Genomic DNA, 16,069 nt, shown 5'->3' with positions numbered 1-16,069 from the left:
CCCCCATATAGAGGAAGTTAAAATGCCTAAACGTATCCTGTTTGTATTGACCAGCCATGACCGTAAAGGTCAAGCCGAGAGTAAAGATGCCGCACCCAGTGGTTTCTATCTTTCTGAGGTGTCTCACCCCTACGATGTACTCACAAAAGAAGGTTATGAAATTGATTTCGTGAGTCCCAAGGGGGGCAAGACACATGTTGACGGTTTAGACCTCAGCGATCCGGTTAACGCCTCCTTTTGGAATAATGATTCCTTACGCGAGGCAACTAAAACCACATTAAAACCCTCCCAGATTGATCCTGACGTCTATGACGCCGTCTTCTATGCAGGAGGGCATGCGACGATGTGGGATCTCCCTGACAATATAGAGTTGGCGGGTGTTTCATCACGAATTTATGAAAAGGGTGGCGTTGTCGCTGCGGTTTGTCATGGCCCCGCCGGATTGGTGAATATTCGGCTTTCCGATAATGAATATCTGGTTGCGGGCAAAAAGGTGTCAGCTTTTACCAACGATGAAGAACGTGCTGTAGGGTTGTACGACATTGTTCCATTCTTACTTGAAGACACGCTGAAGCAAAGAGGTGCTGAGCATCTTGCAGCCGCAAATTTTCAGCCACAGGTGATTGTCAGCGAGAGATTAGTGACCGGACAGAATCCCGCTTCCGCAAAAGGAGTCGCTGAGGCAATGCTGCCTTTGTTGGCTTCTATTGAAAATAGAAGAGCCTGAGTTATGAAAGAACGCATGCCTTTTGTTATATATGTCTTTGCACTCTGCGCTTTTGCTTTGGGATTCACTGAATTTGTCACGATCGGCTTAGTTTCCAGGATATCAGCTGATCTAAACGTCAGTGTCAGTCATGTAGGTACAGCGGTGACAGCCTACGCCCTCGGTGCCGTAATTGGTGCTCCGGGATTAACTGCGTTGGCAACACGATGGCCTCGTAAAAGATTATTACTTGTTGCTATGGGCCTGTTTACAGTTGGCAATGGTATCGTCGGTGCGTCTGAGTCCCTAACGCCGATGTTGATTGCACGATTTGCTTCCGGTTTAGGGCACGGAGTGTTTCTTGCTGTTGCTTCAAGTGTGGCAACCCAACTGGCTGGGCGACATCGTGCTGGCGCCGCTGTTTCGGTCGTTTTTGGCGGTCTTACAATTGCGTTGGCATTAGGCGTACCACTTGGTACCTACATCGGTAGTCTGTTGAGTTGGCAGTCTATATTCATGGCAGTAACGGCAAGTGGAGCGATCGGTTTTATTGGATTGGCAATGCTGATGCCCACGGATCAAAATGATCCCTCCTTGCAAGCAAATGCCATGGACGGTTTAAAAGCCATGTTCAACCCACTACTGCTTGCGGGAGCAGGAATTACAGTTTTGGCCTATGCAGGATCTTTTGCCCTGTATACATATATTTCCCCAATTCTACTTCAGGTAACGCATGTAGACGAGCGTACGAGTAGTTTGCTTATGTTGGTCTACGGCGTGATGGCCGCTATCGGGAATGTCTGGGGTGGTCGCCTGACTGACAAGCAAGGTGCAGACCATGCCGTGATGACAATTCTTATTGGTCTGGCGATCGTCCTCTTTGCTATGTGGTTCTCTGTCTCATCCTTAATGTTAATGGCACTGTTTATTGGTTTGCTTGGAGCATTGACATACGCAGCGGTCCCCTCAATGCAAGCAAGAGTGATAGGGCTAGCTCACATACATGCACCTGAAGCTCCAGCTGTGGCAGCAGGACTGAATATTGCCGGTTTTAACGGAGGAATTGCATTAGGGTCGCTATTGGGGGGTGTAGCACTGGATGTTACTGGTCTTACAAGCCCTACTTGGGTTGGAGGCGGAGTGGTAATCGTTGGTATTTTGTGGATGTTATTACAAATAAATTCGAATAAAAGACGCACCACCTCCGATTACTCATGATAGTACACATAGTATTTAAAATGGCTCAGTGAACACCAAATCACTGAGCCATTTTATTTTACCTCTTTGAAAAATGTCCCAACCAAACATAGGTTTTTTTATTTTATAAAATAATCCTATATCATTCTGATCTATTTCATATCAATCAGAATTTTAAACATCTTTCAAAAACACAGCGAAATTCATCAGCAATATCATTGTGTGAAAGGAGATGTATTATGTCAGACAATCCAACTTACCTAAACATTAGAGATGGAATTCCAGACTGGATAACTATCAGGGAGGCGGTAAGACTTCTCAATGGATTGAATGGGTGTAAAATAAGAAAAAGTGATTTTTATCGATTTGCTCTGCAAGGGAAAATTCGGTTTTCAATATATTTTCAATCCCCAATAATATTGAGGAAAATTAAATCACGAAATCATAAATTAAAGCTAAGACCATTAAAAAGTTCGTCACCGATGAAATCATTCATGCTTGCCGAAATTTCCTTTGTCAGCGAAAACAATTTAACTTTCAGTACTGAAGGAAGATATATCCACCCTGTACAAAGAGTCATTGACACAACATTGCTCGGATATGAATATGTCCTTATACAGCGTTTACTTGCACATTCATTAAAGATACCATCACCTGTAACAGGAGCAAAGTCGGATAATTATGGCATTACCGTTTGTTTATTTGGGGAAACGTTTCAACTTTTCGAAAAGATGACATGGCATGAAAGAATCGAACGACACGTAAAAAGGCTACCTAAAGATATTTCATCAGATGATTACGAAGATATAATACTAAACGCTACAAAGAAAGATTCGCATAAATATTATTTTCCTATGCATGAATTACCGAGTGATGCCTGCTTTGTCCTCAGAAAAAGTGAACTTGAGAAACTGATCAACAAACCGATCGAAAAAGAAATACTTCAACCGTCTCCAACTCGTATATCCACCCCTCTATCACGCCTCTTCTGGCTTGCCTGCAAAAATAATGAAACTATCAGTCCGTTAATCATGCAACCGTATAAACTATTGTCCATTTTTGAACAATGGGCATCTGAGGAAGGCATTACCGATCGATTCAGTGGCGACACGCTCAAGACTGCGCTTGAGCGCGGCTCGCCCCCTTCCCTACCAACACAAAAGTAAGATGATGCCCTTCGCTATGAAAACCCGTATTAAGGATTGGATTTTCCGTAATACGGGTTCATCACCTTTCTCCACACCACTATTTTGTGTTGTCGTGTTATCTCCCGGCTAGCGCTATATCTGCCACAGGAGAATACCGTGACATCTCATCAGTTATTACGTCTGAAACAGGTTGAAGAAAAAACTGGCCTGAAGCGCTCTCAAATCTATCTGTATATGAAAGACGGCACCTTCCCCCGCTCAATCAAGATTGGCCCGGCCAGTGTCGCCTGGCTCGAATCGGAAATTGACGAATGGATCAATATTAAATTAGTCCGCCGCTCAATAAGCTGAAGGGAGAAACACCATGATTATCCCGTCACTGAACTACGCCGTTTTAACCGATGCCCTGCATGCATTGAAGGATGGCAATATTCGTCACTGTGAATCGCTAGGATTCACTTTCGACGAAATGAATGCCCTCAACCAATTATCACTAGACGAGCTGTTTATCATCAGTCGGGAGTCTGCGCAGTTTTTGGCTGTGACGGTTCATCACGACGCATTACACCTGCTTCTGGCGAAATCACGTGAGGAGGTTCTGCAGCAGCAACGTATCAACCACGCCATCCGGCTCGGCGGGTCAATTGCGCTACTCAACAAGTATTTTGGCCTCACCTCCAACGAAGTTTGCCTTCGCCGCCGGTTGCTGGGCATCCGTGTGCCTTATGGCCGGACGCCAGAGCCGGACGAAGATACGGATGCGGCCATCTGGCGGCAATGGCAACAATGCCGGGTGGCCAACCTGGAATCGACCGATGCACTGGCCGCCATGATGCAGGTAACGCAAACCCTGCTGCCGAAAGTCGAAGGGTTGTCACTGACCATCGTCTGGAAGCGTATCGCACTTTGCGAACGGGAGGCGTCAGACCGGAGGGCCGCCCATGCCGGATGAGATCGACCGCGATCAGGAATTTAATGAGCAACGACTGGAAGAGATGATTGAACAGAGCCGTTTTAAGCCAGGGTCTACGCCATCATTATTCCATTGTCGTGTATGCGGTAAGCTCATTCCTGAAAAGCGACGGCAGGCACTTCCGGGCATAACCACCTGCACGGAATGTCAGGAAAAACTTGAACGCCGAAGACGTTAATAATGGTCACAGAGACATGCAGGAATATTTCCCCTGCATGTCTCTATCATTAACTATAAATCCACAGTCGTCTTTATTAGATATTTCACTTCCTTTTATTTACCCCAAAGCTTATCCCCTTCTACCGCTAATTTATCTCTCTCATTTTAACTTTGAATTTATCGTTTATATACCGCCCCGGATATCTGATCCTGAAAGCGTCATTACATAATAGTTACCCGTATTGACGTTAATTCGCCTGAATCAGGCGTTGCTCTTTAAAAATAAGGTTCGGGCTGTCATGAAACCACAATTCAGGGTGCCGCTGAATGTTCTCGCTGACCCGTTAAAACCGGAATGCAGAATTGGGATGTGACATTTATTTAACTCATCGTTGTTTTTAGTAGAGGAGGCCTCATGCGAAAACCCATTTATCAAGTATTTGTCACCCAGGAAAGTCAACCCGATGCACAGGGCGAAATAAACACGTATTGGACCAGGGTTGGCGTGGCGTTTGCTCATAACGGTAAGTCTGGCCTGAATATCATGCTGACACCCGGTATTGCTGTCTCCGGCAAGCTGGTGCTGCTTGAACCCAGAGAAGATAGCGGCATTTCGCAGGATACCGCCTCTGCTTAATCCGCTTTTGACCTTCCTCCGGCAGGGGCTTGGTATACACCCGCCGGGCTGACTGTTAAGAGGCCACCATGCTATCCACCACAGCCTTTCTTACGCTGTCGATGCAGTGCGCCGCCAGCGTTCACCCGTCTACGGCACTCGATGTGGCACGGGTCGAATCCGGTTTGAATCCGTATGCCATCGCTGAAATTCTGCCCGGTGGCAAAGGCGTGACTTCACATTTCCCCACAAGCAAGGATGAGGCCGTCAGTCTCACCGGACGGCTGGCGGCACAGGGCCGACGTTATTCGGTCGGGCTGATGCAAATCACCAGCACCAATTTCCGTCATTACGGCGTGACCGCCCGTGACCTTCTTGACCCCTGTACCAACCTGTCCGTGTTTGAGCAGATCCTCACCGACTGCTACCACCGCGGCGGTTCCCTGAAGCGTGCGCTCAGTTGCTACTACTCGGGAAATTTCACGACCGGCCAACAGCCGGAATCCACATTTAACCAGACCAGCTACATCCAGCGCATCGGCTACGCCGTACCGTCAACGCGGGAAGACCGGCAGCGACCTCCCGCCGAAAAGCTCATGCCGGAAATCCATTACCCCACCGCCGTCATGCGTGGCGAGCTTACCGATAACGCCACGCCAGTACTGGCATCCCTGCGCTACCCCAATGCCGTGATACGCGGCGCGTTACCCATTCCCGGCCCCCAGGAGGAAGAATGATGAAACGAAAACAGACTGACTGGCCCGTCCTCACTTGCCTGTTAATGGCAAGCCCGGTGCTGGCAGCAGACAGCGGGTTTAATAAAGCCAATGAGACGCTGAGCAACACCTCTACCGGCCTGCTCGGACTGGCCGCCGTCACAATCACGCTGGCCACCATGTGGGTGGGATACAAAGTCTTGTTTGACGGCAAGAGCCTGCATGACATGCGCAACGTCATCATTGGCGCCATCCTCATCGTCGGTGCGTCAGGTTTCGGTGCCTACTGGGCGTCATAAGGGAGGCAACGATGGCTACGCTGAACAAAGCGCTGACGCGACCTGCCGCCATAGCCGGTATTCCCCTCGTGCCGTTCGTGATGGTCAGCGGGGCCATCGTCCTGCTGGCGGTCTATGTCAGCTATTACCTGATATTACTGCTTATTCCCGCCTGGCTGGAGATGAAGGCAAAGGCCAGAACCGATATTCACTATTTCGGGCTGCTCTGGCTGGCCTTTAAAACCCGTGGCCGGTTTGGCACCAATAAACATTTTGGTGCTAATGCCCTGCTGGCAAACCGCTATGACGCTGTCGACGTTTCGGAGTTTATTGAAAAGATGAAGTTAAACGAGCGCGTTACGCTGGATAAACATATTCCCTACTCCTCCCATATCCATCCCCAGGTAATAAGAAACCGCCAGGGTGATTTGGTTGCCAGCTGGGAGCTGGAGGGCACCGTTTTTGAATGCGAGGACGAACATCACCTGACGTTAATGGCGACGCATCTCAATAACGTGATTCGTGCATATGAAGGCCTGCCGGTCACTTTCTATCTTCACCGTATCCGGGAAAAATACCACGCTGCCTTTGATGCAAATTCAGGTATTCCCTTTTCTGATGAAGTGACCCGGCTGTATTACCAGCCGATCAGCGAAAAATCGTTCTGGCGGCACCGGCTGTTTTTCACCGTCTGCTATGCGCCCTTCTCTCCGCTGGAGAAAAAGGCCATGAAGGGACAGCCGTCCGGTAAACGCAAAGCGGTGCTGGATGATGCCCTGAAAGTAATGCTGGAACACCGGGATGCGCTGGCTTCGGCGCTGTCTCGCTATACGGCGACGCCACTGGGGATGTATGAAGGCAACGGGCGGGTGTATTCCGCCCAGCTGTCCTTTTATCACCGCCTGCTCACCGGCAAGTGGCAAAAGGTGGCGGTCACGCGTGCGCCGTTTTATGAAACATTAAGCACGCCGGATGTCTTTTTTACCACCGACACCGCCGAGTGCCAGACCGTCGGCGGCTCCCGTTTTTTCCGCAGTCTGGAAATCAAAGATTATTCGCCTGAAACCGCGACCGGCCTGCTGGACGCGCTGCTGTATGCCGAAAGCGAGTACGTGCTGACGCAGTCCTTCACCTGCATGGCCCGCGATGAGGCGCAGAAGCATATTCGCCTGGCGGAAAAGCGCCTGAATTCGGCGGACGACGACGCCATTTCACAGCGCGAAGAGCTGATTGTCCTGCGTGACCTGCTCCAGTCCGGGCATGTGTCCTGCGGGAAATACCACTTCTCCCTGCTGGTATCCTCAGACAGCGCCGAGCAGGTGGTGAAGGACACCAACGCGCTGGCGCAGCCTTTCGCCGACCTCGGCATCATGACGACGCTGTCCACGCTGTCGCTGCCCGCCGCGTACCTGGCGCAACTGCCGGGGGTGTATACGTTGCGCCCCCGTCTGGTGGCCGTCAGCAGCCAGAACTTTGCCGATCTGGCGAGCCTGCACAACTTTCATTCCCACAAGCGGAGCGGCAATCCCTGGGGTGACGCCATCGGGATACTCAAATCCCCTGGCGGCGGCGGGTATTACCTGAACCTGCACGACAGCCAGAGCGGGCGGGATGACTTCAACGAAAAAACGCCGGGTAATACAGCGATTATAGGTAAAACCGGCTCCGGGAAAACGATGCTGATGACCGTCATGCAGCAACTGATGCAGAAGTACCGCAATCCGGCGACGTTCTCCGCCTCAGCCACAATCCAGCGGTTCACCACGGTGTATTTCGACAAGGACCGGGCGGCGGAGATGGCAATACGCCAGATGGGCGGACGCTACTTCCGTATCCGCACCGGCACTCCCACCGGGTTTAACCCGTTTTCGCTGGCCCCAACCCGGCGGAATATCAGCTTTATCAAACAACTGGTGCGCATGCTGTGCGGCCGCAACGGCAAGCCGCTCGATCCGCGCGATGAGGAGCGGATCAGTGCCGCCGTGGATACCATTATGCTCGACTACCCCTCGGAATACCGCAAGTTCGGTATCACCCGACTGCTGGAAGTCCTGCCGGAGCCGCCAACCCCCGACGCCCGCATCAACGGGCTGCGTATCCGCCTTAAACAGTGGGCGCAGGGCGGCGAGTTCGGCTGGGTATTCGACAATGAGGAGGACACCTTCAACATCAGCAACATTGATAACGTGGGTATCGACGGTACGGAATTTCTCGATGATGACGATATTCGCGGCCCCGTCACGTTTTATCTGCTGTACCGCGTCACCAGCCTGCTGGACGGTCGCCGGCTGGTGATGTTCATGGACGAGTTCTGGAAATGGCTGGCCGATGTCGAATTTTCCCGCTTCTCGCTCAATATGCTGAAAGTGATCCGCAAGCTGAACGGCATCTTCATCCCCGCCACGCAGTCGCCTGACGAAATCGTCAAGCACCCGATTGCCCCGGCGATTATCGAGCAGTGCAGCACGCAGATATTTCTCGCCAACCCGAAGGCCAGCCGGGCGGATTACGTGGAAAAGATGAAAGTGCCGGAAAGCGTGTACGACATCGTCAGAAACCTCGATCCGGGAGAGCGCTCTATGGTGGTCCTGAAAACGCCGTTACGCGCGGGTGAAACCCGACCTTTTGTGGCGATGGCGAAAATGGATTTATCGGGCCTCGGGAAACTCACCAAAATGCTGAGCGGCAGCGAAGACAACCTGAAACTGTTCGACACCCTGTATCAGGAAGGAATGCAGCCTGATGACTGGAAAGCCGCCTTCCTTGAACAAGCCCTGTAATATTCATGTCGGAGGTAATTAAAATGCGATTCAAAGATACCATACTGGCATTATCGTTGTTGATTTCCACCCAGGCGATGAGCGCCGGAATACCGGTATTTGACGCCGTACAGAATACCGAATCCATGAATCAGTGGATCCAGAAACTCCAGCAGTGGCAGGAAACCGTCACCCATTACAGAAGTGAACTGGATGCCTATAAGCAGCAATTAGCCACGGCAACGGGCGTACGTGACGTTCAGGCATTTCTCCGCGAGGCCAAAAGTCTGAAAACCGATATCGATAATCTTCGTCAAAATGGTATTTCACTGGATGACCTGCTGAGCAACCAAAGCGGGTCATATTCGTCTGAACTTAATAGCTTGTATAACAAATATAAAACGTTCGATACCTGTAACCCGTCCAGCGCTTCACAACGCTATCTGGACAGCTGCAAACAGATGATCCTGAATCAGGCCGTAGCGATAGAAAATACGTCCGAGGTTGAAAACAAGATCACGGGCACGCTCGGCGATATATCAGATTTATCAGACCGTATTGCTAATGCGCAGGATTCGAAAGAGTCACAGGACCTGGCTAACGCCATCGCAGCCAAAAGCGTACAATTGAATGCGCTGACCAGCCAGTGGGAAATGTCAGTCAAACAGACTGAACAGCGAGCAACGCTGCTGGAACAGCAAAAACAGAAAGCTTTTGAGCAACAGCAATTAACTGCGCCCGTTGCCGATCTGAACTCTCTATTGGGAGGTTAACATGTTAAAACCCGTATTAACCTTATGCGTCATGTCAGGCATTTTCGTCTTATCAGGCTGTAAAGAGACGAAATCAGAAGCCTGGTATAAAGAACATCCCGATGAAACCTATAAGGTCTATACGCAATGCCTCACGGATGGTGAGGCAAGCGACAACTGCGAGTTTGCACACCGGGCAGCACTCATGTTTGCCCAGACCGGCAAACCCGGCATCAGGGAAAAATTCGAGACGCTGTTTCAGCAGGAAGCCCAAAAAAGAAAATCCGTCACTCAGTAACATTCCCACCAACAAAAACAGGGGTTATTCCCTGTTTTTATCCCCTGTCTGTTCCTGACTAATGAGAGGCACCATGTCCGGTGGTATTTTTGTTGGTATGGACAAAAACATCATGGATGGACTCAATGCCGTGTTAGAAGGTCAGTCTTCTACCTACGGCACCCTTATCAGTGTGATTATCGTCAGTTCCTTCACCCTGTTTGTTACGTATCGCGGGTATCAGACGCTGGGCGGCAAACTCCAGACACCGGTTGAGGATGTTGTCTGGGATGTGGGCCGCATGTTGCTGATCACCACCTTTGTTTTAAACCGCGAGGGCTGGCTGGATGCCATCATTGTGGCCATTGAAGGGCTTAAGGACGGCATCAGCGGCGATGATAATGTCTGGGCGCTGCTCGATACGGTGTGGGAAAAGGCACAAGCGCTGGGGCAAACGCTGTTTAATCTCGATACCTCCACGTACGTTAAAATGAATGGCGGCTTTGCCGAGGTGCTGGTCTGGGGCGGTGCAATCGTTCTGTTACTGGCTGCAACCTTTGTCAACCTGCTCGCCGAAATCACCATTCTGTTAATGACCACCACCGCCCCACTCTTTATTTTCTGCCTGCTGTACGGTTTTCTTAAACCCATGTTTGATAACTGGCTGAAAACACTATTTACCGCAATCTTAACGATCATGTTCTCTGCTCTGTCTGTCCGGATCGCCATCAACTACCTGAATAAAATACTGGATGCCGCCACAGCAACGTCTGCTGAAAGCAATATGGTGACCCTGGCGGCACAATGTTTGCTGGCCGGGGTTGCCGCAGGCGTCGTGGTGTATTTTTCAGCGAAAATAGCCACTGCGCTGAGCGGTGCCGCCGTGCAGGCCGTGTTACAGGGTGCAGCCATGAGCGGACTGAGCGGGCTGGCGAGCAAATCTGCCGACGTCGCCAGACCCGGCATAAAGGCCGGGGGCCGACTGACCGCCAAAGGTGGCATGGCAGCAGCCGCGACAACCGGCAGGTTCATTGCCGCAGGGGCGGGCAAAGCCGTGAACGCCTGGCAGAAACGTGCCACCGCCATCGAAAGCATGAAACGCCAGAATCAGCAGCGTCACCGTTAATCCTCCCGACCGCTAATTTCTTTTCTCCGTCACGCCGTGGCCTCTGCCAGCGGTGCGGCTTTCCTGCATTTATCCGATAAGAGGCTTCCATGAAATTCAGCATCTTGCTTCTGGTGCTGTGCGCGCTTACGGGCTGCGCGCAGCATCAGGGCAACCTCCCGCCGGTGTCCGGCGATCCCCAGCCGGTGAATTCCCCCGCCATGATCCAGGAGCTGACTCACCATGTCTGATATTCAGCGCATCATCAATGTCTCGCGCTCTTTTGAATCCATCCTGCTGGAAAAGGAAGAGCGTTCCCGCAAAACTGCCTGGCGGGTGGCCGCTGCCGGGCTGATTCTGGCTGCACTGGCAATTACGGCCATTCTTATTCTGCTGCCGCTGAAAACCACTGACATTGAATTGTGGGCGGTGGATAAACAAACAGGTCGTTATGAGTATATGACCCGCATTAAAGAGCGGGATATTGCGTCTGAAAAAGCGCTGGCCCATTCACTGGCGGCACACTATGTCAGACTCCGCGAAGGGTATAATTATTTCGCCCTCCAGCGTGATTACGACGACGTACAGTTATTTAACAGCGACAGCGTGAACCGGGATTATCTGGACGGGTTTAACGGCGACCAGGCTCCGGACGTTATTTTTAATAAAGCCGAATATGTCGTCTATATCGACATTATTTCTAATGTGCATGCGCCTGCCACCGGGCCGGATAACCTGGCAACACTGCGTATTAAACGCACCCTCCGCCGTATTTCTGATAATTCAGTTAAAACGGATTTCTGGAATATCCGCCTCACTTACCGATATGTCCCGCATCAGCAACTGACGGACAGTCAGCGTGAAGTGAACCCGCTGGGCTTTATCGTCACCAGCTACCAGCGCGATAAAGAACTGAGGAGCGAATGATGCTGAAAAACATCCTGCTCCTGACGGGCTTACTGGCGTCATGCGCGACATGGAGCGCCGCCACCCCGCGCGGCAGCGCCTATGACAGCCGGATGCAGAACGTATCGTATAACAGCCAGAACGCCACGGTCGTCAATACCCGCCCGGGCTACGTCACCACGCTGCTGTTTGACGACGATGAAGCTGTGATTGATGCGCAAGCGGGCTTTCCTAAAGGCTGGACGGTAACGAAGAGTGATAACCGGGTAGGCGTCAGCCCGAACCCCATCACCCAGCCGGTGACGGACGCCAGCGGCAACAACGTCAGCCAGGTGTTCCTGCCCACGGCAAAGGACTGGAAGACCAACCTCTTCGTGGTGACCTCAAAGCGTGATTACAGCCTGGAGCTGAACGTGCTGGACCACGATTCCCCCGCGCAGGCGTTCGTTATCCGTTACCACTATCCGGTCGAGGTTCGCCAGCAATCCGCCGCCGCCAGCGCCGCACGTCAGACGCAGCAACGTGAAAGACAGGAGCAGCAGCAAATAGCAGCGGCATTCGGACAGGCCAGCACGCCGCGCAACTGGCGCTACACCAAACGGGTCGCCGCCGGTTCGGCCTCCATCGCACCGGATTTTGCCTGGGATGATGGTCGTTTTGCCTATATCGGTTTTTCCCCCATCAGAACCCTGCCTTCCGTTTTCCGGGTGGTTAACGGACGGGAGCAGGCGCTCACGCCCCGGACGGTTAAGCAGGGTAATTACACCGTGATGGTGGTGCCGGCAGCGCCACAACTGGTGTTGCGTTACGGCACCTCGGTGGTGGGGATCGAAAACGACGGATTCGGGCGCATCCCGATAACCCGTAGCGACACTGTTTCACCGTCCGTTACGCTGGAGGCGAAATGACCGATAAACCTGTCCCGGACGAACCGGAAAAAACCACCGCAGAACGGGAAGCGGAAGCCCGCGAACGCGCCCGTGCGGCAATGGCGTATCAGGAACCGGAGCAGAGAACATCCCCCGGCCAGCCGGAAGTGACCCGTTTTCGTAAGGTATCCGGTCGCCGCACGCTGATCGTCAGCCTGCTGAGTCTGACTCTGGTGATCGCCCTGGCATCCGGCGGCGATCGTCTTTTCAGTGCATTGAAAGGGGGTAATGAGAAAGAAGCCGACACCGCGCCGCAGCCTTCCGCCGGGAAGACGCTGCATGAGCGTCAAAATCTGGGCATGGACAGTAACCCGTTTGGCCTGTTCGGGCCGCACACACAGGACGGAACAGACCCTGTCAGCCAGACCGTCTCCTCCGCACCAACGCAGCCACCGGCCCCACCCGCCCTGAACAAGGCAGCCGCGCTGGCTGACGGGGTGAACAACGCCCAAACAATGCAGGGCGATACTGCACGCACGTCCCCGGGTGAAACGCGCAGCAACGCAGAAACGTCCGACAGTCGGTCATCATCCACGACGTACATATCCTGTCCATCAGTACTGACCAGGGGAAAGGATGGCAGCCTGCGCTGCCCGGATACTGCCGCGCCGGAAACGGGTAACAACGACAATCCGGGCGTCGCCCGTGTCACCGGCGTCAGACGACTGGGACTCGATCCTGATCTCTATATCCCGGTGGACCGCTATATCCCGTGTTCGATGATGTGGCGCTTCGTGTCCGATGTCGGGGGGCATATTTCCTGCCTGATCAGTGAAGATGTTTACAGCGCCAGCAACCATGTGACGCTGATCCCGGCGGGAACGGTCGCCCGTGGCATCTACCGCACCGGGGCGCTGCAACACGGACGCAGCCGGATGTTTGTGCTGTGGACAGAGCTGCGCACGCCTGAGCCCGGCAGCCTGCAAATCCCGCTAACTGATACGCAGGCCAGCGGACCGCTCGGCGAGGCGGGGATCGCCGGCTGGATCGACAACCACTTCTGGGAACGCTTCGGCAATGCCCTGATGCTCAGTACGGTGCAGGACGTGGCAGCGGCGGCGTCGGATGCTGCCCCGGGGAAAGACCGCAATACCGACTACACCGAAAACACCCGCGCCGCCACGGCGGAAATGGCGAAAACGACGCTGGATAACAGCATCAATATCCCGCCCACCCTCTACCTGAATCAGGGTGATGTCATCGGTATCATGACCGGCACCGACATTGATTTCTCATCCGTCTGGCAGCTACGACTGAAAAAGAGGTGGTATGAACGCTGAAAACCTGTCGCTGGATTTTATGAAAAACCAGCTGTTTGGTGATTTTATTGCGCAGGACGGCCTGACGGAAATTGCCGTTAACCGGCCGGGTGAACTGCATACCAAAATCCGGGGGAAATGGCGAAGACATGAAGCCCCGATTACGCTGCGCCAGTGTTACGCCTTTGCCAGAGCGCTGGCGTCCTGGCAGGACGATAATATCGACGACACCTCGCCGATCCTTTCCGCCACGCTTGAATCAGGCGAACGCATTCAGGCCATTATTCCCCCGGCCTGTGAGCGTAATACCGTGTCTATTACGCTGCGCAAACCCTCATTCGGGCAGAAAACGCATCAGTCATGGATTGATGCGGGATTTTATAACCGGGTAAGCGGTAAGGAGCGAACGGAAGGCAAAGATGTTGAACTGACCCGCTACTATCAGAGTGAGGATATTCCCCGCTTTATGGAAAAAGCGGTGGAATACGGCAAGACGATTTTTATCGTCGGTGAAACCGGCTCCGGTAAAACAACTTACATGAAAACGCTGCTGCACTATATTCCCCGGCACCTCAGGCTGACCACCATCGAGGATAATCCCGAAATCCGGTTCTATCACCACACCAATTATGTCCATCTCTTTTATCCGGCGGATGCCGGGGATAATGCCATTGTCACGCCCGGCAGGCTGATACGCGCCAATTATCGTATGAACCCTGACCGGATATTACTGGCTGAAATTCGCGGACAAGAAGCCTGGGATGCACTGAAAATCGTCGGTTCAGGGCATGAAGGATTGATAACCTCCCTGCATGCGGGCAGCCCGGAAGAATGTATTGAAGGATTAATTGACCGCTGCTATGAAAACCCCGACTGCCGGAACATGCCTTTCGACGTGCTGTTACGCAAGGTGCTTAAGAGCATTGATGTGATAGTCAGCATTGATATTCACGGTGACATACGCCGGATGAGTGATGTTTATTTTAAACCGCTTCATCTCAATGAAATGAGGTATGTATTCAGTAAAGGACTCCAATAAATAACATATCGAAATACAAAACCCTCGTTTAAATATGAAGGTGACCGAAATGAAAAAAGTTATACCCTCCGCATTATTACTCAGCGCTATGGCGTCATATTCAACTTCCGTCATCGCTGCTGACGCCTGTGAAGTGGTGTTATGCATGTACGGTAAAGCCACCGGGAACGGCGGCGGCAATGAATGCCATTCGGCTGAACGTGTATTCTTTAATATCATCAAAAAGAACAGGCACGGTTTTCTGCCGGACCATACGGCCGATGCCAGAAAATCATTTTTACTTGAGTGCGATTCGGCAGACCCGGCAATTATCAGCCAGATAATCAGTAAATTTGGCCGCGGTCGTAGTTAATTAGCGGAGGTTATCTTTATGACCAACCCGGTTTTTATTCAGCATCCCTGGACACATCAGCGTGGGGATTCCATGCGCGCAGCCTGTGTTATTGAGCACATTGAAAATGAGGCGATGCGCGGATGCGGCCTTTATTATGAAATTTATCACTACCGGGTTGTCTGCCGGTTATTGCAGTTGATGCAAACGCTGAATGCCACCGACAGAATAACGCTGACAGAGGAAGCCAACCGGCGAGGGTTTACGCTGGATGAAACCAGCATTAAAGAAAGTCGTCAGTGTTATTCCGACATCATCAGGGAAATCCGCGAGAGCCACTATTAATCCCTGCCTTAGTTTTATTCACAGGTCCCCTTATAGCGCCGGAATATTTTAGCCGAGTCCGGCTTAAGGCGTGGCGGTTTTCAGGTTTTTACGGCCCAGCACATTTTTCGCGGATTAGGGAGCGAAGAAATGCAGGCCGTAAAAATGAGGCAGCGGACAGAATTATTTTCGCGGGTTAAGGAGCGAAAATAGTTCAGGCGCCGCGCCTCACCGGCAAACAGCCGCGCCCACGCGGATTTTTCCGGCCGGGGGGAGCCGAATAAATTTCGCCGCCCCAGCGAGCGAAAAGCTGTCGCCCACGACAGCGGTTTATTTGGGGGCATCGCCCCGCACACCGTCGCGGCTAAGTCTCCGGCCAAAAGCCGGTAGCGTGGCGCGACCACCCTCTTTAAAGGTCAGCTTCCCTTTTATTCCCGCTGCGAGGAACGAGCAAAGGGAAGAAAAAGGCGAAAGCGACCGTCTTAAAGGGGGTGGTCGCGCGTAGCGGGCGACGGTGTGCCGCCTTTGACCCTAGGGGTTCTGGCGCGGCGTCCAGCCACGACATTACCCCCATGCGACAGGCAATAAGGGCGTC

General features: G+C 52.4%; 20 protein-coding genes. All 20 read left to right on the top strand.

Annotation, left to right across the window (positions count from 1 at the left end):
• Window positions 1–22: 22 nt before the first annotated feature.
• The 20 genes from V2154_RS07345 (at window position 23) to V2154_RS07250 (ending at window position 15,495) form a co-directional block, all read left to right on the top strand.
• Window positions 23–727, top strand: coding sequence for a type 1 glutamine amidotransferase domain-containing protein (locus tag V2154_RS07345; RefSeq protein WP_048284456.1), 705 nt, complete (start codon window positions 23–25; stop codon window positions 725–727).
• A gap of 3 nt (window positions 728–730) precedes the next feature.
• Complete coding sequence (locus V2154_RS07340; protein WP_353501674.1) at window positions 731–1,924, top strand: MFS transporter; 1,194 nt, start codon at window positions 731–733, stop codon at window positions 1,922–1,924.
• Between the two features lie 218 nt (window positions 1,925–2,142).
• Complete coding sequence (locus V2154_RS07335) at window positions 2,143–3,069, top strand: hypothetical protein (RefSeq protein ID WP_353501673.1); 927 nt, start codon at window positions 2,143–2,145, stop codon at window positions 3,067–3,069.
• 138 nt (window positions 3,070–3,207) lie between these two features.
• Complete coding sequence (locus V2154_RS07330) at window positions 3,208–3,402, top strand: AlpA family transcriptional regulator (protein WP_047611253.1); 195 nt, start codon at window positions 3,208–3,210, stop codon at window positions 3,400–3,402.
• A gap of 13 nt (window positions 3,403–3,415) precedes the next feature.
• Entirely contained in the window at window positions 3,416–4,003 is a 588-nt protein-coding gene (locus tag V2154_RS07325) for a DUF2857 domain-containing protein (RefSeq protein ID WP_353501672.1), read from the top strand.
• Entirely contained in the window at window positions 3,993–4,202 is a 210-nt protein-coding gene (locus V2154_RS07320; protein ID WP_353501671.1) for a TraR/DksA family transcriptional regulator, read from the top strand. Before V2154_RS07325 ends, V2154_RS07320 begins: the two co-directional genes overlap by 11 nt.
• Before the next feature lie 396 nt (window positions 4,203–4,598).
• A complete protein-coding gene (locus tag V2154_RS07315; RefSeq protein WP_353501670.1) occupies window positions 4,599–4,820 on the top strand; it encodes a hypothetical protein in 222 nt (73 codons plus the stop codon).
• A gap of 68 nt (window positions 4,821–4,888) precedes the next feature.
• On the top strand, window positions 4,889–5,536 hold the full coding sequence (locus V2154_RS07310) for a lytic transglycosylase domain-containing protein (RefSeq protein WP_353501669.1): 648 nt from the start codon (window positions 4,889–4,891) through the stop codon (window positions 5,534–5,536).
• Window positions 5,536–5,814, top strand: a complete 279-nt coding sequence (locus V2154_RS07305) for a TrbC/VirB2 family protein (RefSeq protein ID WP_047611357.1) — start codon at window positions 5,536–5,538, stop codon at window positions 5,812–5,814. Before V2154_RS07310 ends, V2154_RS07305 begins: the two co-directional genes overlap by 1 nt.
• Window positions 5,815–5,825: 11 nt before the next feature.
• Window positions 5,826–8,573 carry a VirB4 family type IV secretion/conjugal transfer ATPase gene (locus V2154_RS07300; RefSeq protein WP_353501668.1) on the top strand — a complete coding sequence of 916 codons (2,748 nt, stop codon included), beginning with the start codon at window positions 5,826–5,828 and terminating at the stop codon, window positions 8,571–8,573.
• 23 nt (window positions 8,574–8,596) lie between these two features.
• Window positions 8,597–9,325, top strand: a complete 729-nt coding sequence (locus tag V2154_RS07295; RefSeq protein ID WP_353501667.1) for a TrbJ/VirB5 family protein — start codon at window positions 8,597–8,599, stop codon at window positions 9,323–9,325.
• Window position 9,326: 1 nt separating this feature from the next.
• Entirely contained in the window at window positions 9,327–9,602 is a 276-nt protein-coding gene (locus tag V2154_RS07290) for an EexN family lipoprotein (protein ID WP_353501666.1), read from the top strand.
• A gap of 73 nt (window positions 9,603–9,675) precedes the next feature.
• A complete protein-coding gene (locus V2154_RS07285) occupies window positions 9,676–10,707 on the top strand; it encodes a TrbL/VirB6 family protein (RefSeq protein ID WP_353501665.1) in 1,032 nt (343 codons plus the stop codon).
• An 89-nt stretch (window positions 10,708–10,796) separates the two neighbouring features.
• A complete protein-coding gene (locus V2154_RS07280; RefSeq protein WP_170215684.1) occupies window positions 10,797–10,937 on the top strand; it encodes a hypothetical protein in 141 nt (46 codons plus the stop codon).
• A complete protein-coding gene (locus tag V2154_RS07275) occupies window positions 10,930–11,613 on the top strand; it encodes a VirB8 family type IV secretion system protein (protein WP_353501664.1) in 684 nt (227 codons plus the stop codon). The genes V2154_RS07280 and V2154_RS07275 overlap by 8 nt, the downstream gene beginning before the upstream one ends.
• Window positions 11,613–12,500 (top strand): P-type conjugative transfer protein VirB9, encoded by an 888-nt coding sequence (virB9, locus tag V2154_RS07270; protein ID WP_353503939.1) that lies wholly within the window; start codon window positions 11,613–11,615, stop codon window positions 12,498–12,500. The genes V2154_RS07275 and virB9 overlap by 1 nt, the downstream gene beginning before the upstream one ends.
• Window positions 12,497–13,801 (top strand): VirB10/TraB/TrbI family type IV secretion system protein, encoded by a 1,305-nt coding sequence (gene virB10, locus V2154_RS07265; RefSeq protein ID WP_353501663.1) that lies wholly within the window; start codon window positions 12,497–12,499, stop codon window positions 13,799–13,801. Before virB9 ends, virB10 begins: the two co-directional genes overlap by 4 nt.
• The gene (virB11, locus tag V2154_RS07260) at window positions 13,791–14,819 is read left to right on the top strand and encodes a P-type DNA transfer ATPase VirB11 (protein ID WP_353501662.1); all 1,029 of its coding nucleotides are present in this window, start codon (window positions 13,791–13,793) and stop codon (window positions 14,817–14,819) included. The genes virB10 and virB11 overlap by 11 nt, the downstream gene beginning before the upstream one ends.
• Window positions 14,820–14,868: 49 nt before the next feature.
• Window positions 14,869–15,171, top strand: coding sequence for a TrbM/KikA/MpfK family conjugal transfer protein (locus tag V2154_RS07255; protein WP_353501661.1), 303 nt, complete (start codon window positions 14,869–14,871; stop codon window positions 15,169–15,171).
• 18 nt (window positions 15,172–15,189) lie between these two features.
• Complete coding sequence (locus V2154_RS07250) at window positions 15,190–15,495, top strand: hypothetical protein (protein WP_353501660.1); 306 nt, start codon at window positions 15,190–15,192, stop codon at window positions 15,493–15,495.
• Window positions 15,496–16,069 lie beyond the last annotated feature (574 nt).

The organism is Ewingella sp. CoE-038-23 (assembly GCF_040419245.1).
GTDB lineage: Bacteria > Pseudomonadota > Gammaproteobacteria > Enterobacterales > Enterobacteriaceae > Ewingella > Ewingella allii.
The sequence above is the reverse complement of the archived record's forward strand: the minus strand, read 5'-3'. Positions and strand labels throughout refer to the sequence as shown.

Bases quoted from the DNA above. Each gene is read 5' to 3' on its own strand.
- virB11 (WP_353501662.1), top strand. From the start codon at position 13,791: ATGAACGCTGAAAACCTGTCGCTGGATTTTATGAAAAACCAGCTGTTT.
- V2154_RS07345 (WP_048284456.1), top strand. From the start codon at position 23: ATGCCTAAACGTATCCTGTTTGTATTGACCAGCCATGACCGTAAAGGT.
- V2154_RS07315 (WP_353501670.1), top strand. From the start codon at position 4,599: ATGCGAAAACCCATTTATCAAGTATTTGTCACCCAGGAAAGTCAACCC.
- V2154_RS07295 (WP_353501667.1), top strand. From the start codon at position 8,597: ATGCGATTCAAAGATACCATACTGGCATTATCGTTGTTGATTTCCACC.
- V2154_RS07300 (WP_353501668.1), top strand. From the start codon at position 5,826: ATGGCTACGCTGAACAAAGCGCTGACGCGACCTGCCGCCATAGCCGGT.
- virB10 (WP_353501663.1), top strand. From the start codon at position 12,497: ATGACCGATAAACCTGTCCCGGACGAACCGGAAAAAACCACCGCAGAA.
- V2154_RS07250 (WP_353501660.1), top strand. From the start codon at position 15,190: ATGACCAACCCGGTTTTTATTCAGCATCCCTGGACACATCAGCGTGGG.
- V2154_RS07305 (WP_047611357.1), top strand. From the start codon at position 5,536: ATGAAACGAAAACAGACTGACTGGCCCGTCCTCACTTGCCTGTTAATG.
- V2154_RS07340 (WP_353501674.1), top strand. From the start codon at position 731: ATGAAAGAACGCATGCCTTTTGTTATATATGTCTTTGCACTCTGCGCT.
- V2154_RS07320 (WP_353501671.1), top strand. From the start codon at position 3,993: ATGCCGGATGAGATCGACCGCGATCAGGAATTTAATGAGCAACGACTG.
- V2154_RS07310 (WP_353501669.1), top strand. From the start codon at position 4,889: ATGCTATCCACCACAGCCTTTCTTACGCTGTCGATGCAGTGCGCCGCC.
- V2154_RS07285 (WP_353501665.1), top strand. From the start codon at position 9,676: ATGTCCGGTGGTATTTTTGTTGGTATGGACAAAAACATCATGGATGGA.
- virB9 (WP_353503939.1), top strand. From the start codon at position 11,613: ATGCTGAAAAACATCCTGCTCCTGACGGGCTTACTGGCGTCATGCGCG.
- V2154_RS07325 (WP_353501672.1), top strand. From the start codon at position 3,416: ATGATTATCCCGTCACTGAACTACGCCGTTTTAACCGATGCCCTGCAT.
- V2154_RS07275 (WP_353501664.1), top strand. From the start codon at position 10,930: ATGTCTGATATTCAGCGCATCATCAATGTCTCGCGCTCTTTTGAATCC.
- V2154_RS07255 (WP_353501661.1), top strand. From the start codon at position 14,869: ATGAAAAAAGTTATACCCTCCGCATTATTACTCAGCGCTATGGCGTCA.
- V2154_RS07280 (WP_170215684.1), top strand. From the start codon at position 10,797: ATGAAATTCAGCATCTTGCTTCTGGTGCTGTGCGCGCTTACGGGCTGC.
- V2154_RS07335 (WP_353501673.1), top strand. From the start codon at position 2,143: ATGTCAGACAATCCAACTTACCTAAACATTAGAGATGGAATTCCAGAC.
- V2154_RS07290 (WP_353501666.1), top strand. From the start codon at position 9,327: ATGTTAAAACCCGTATTAACCTTATGCGTCATGTCAGGCATTTTCGTC.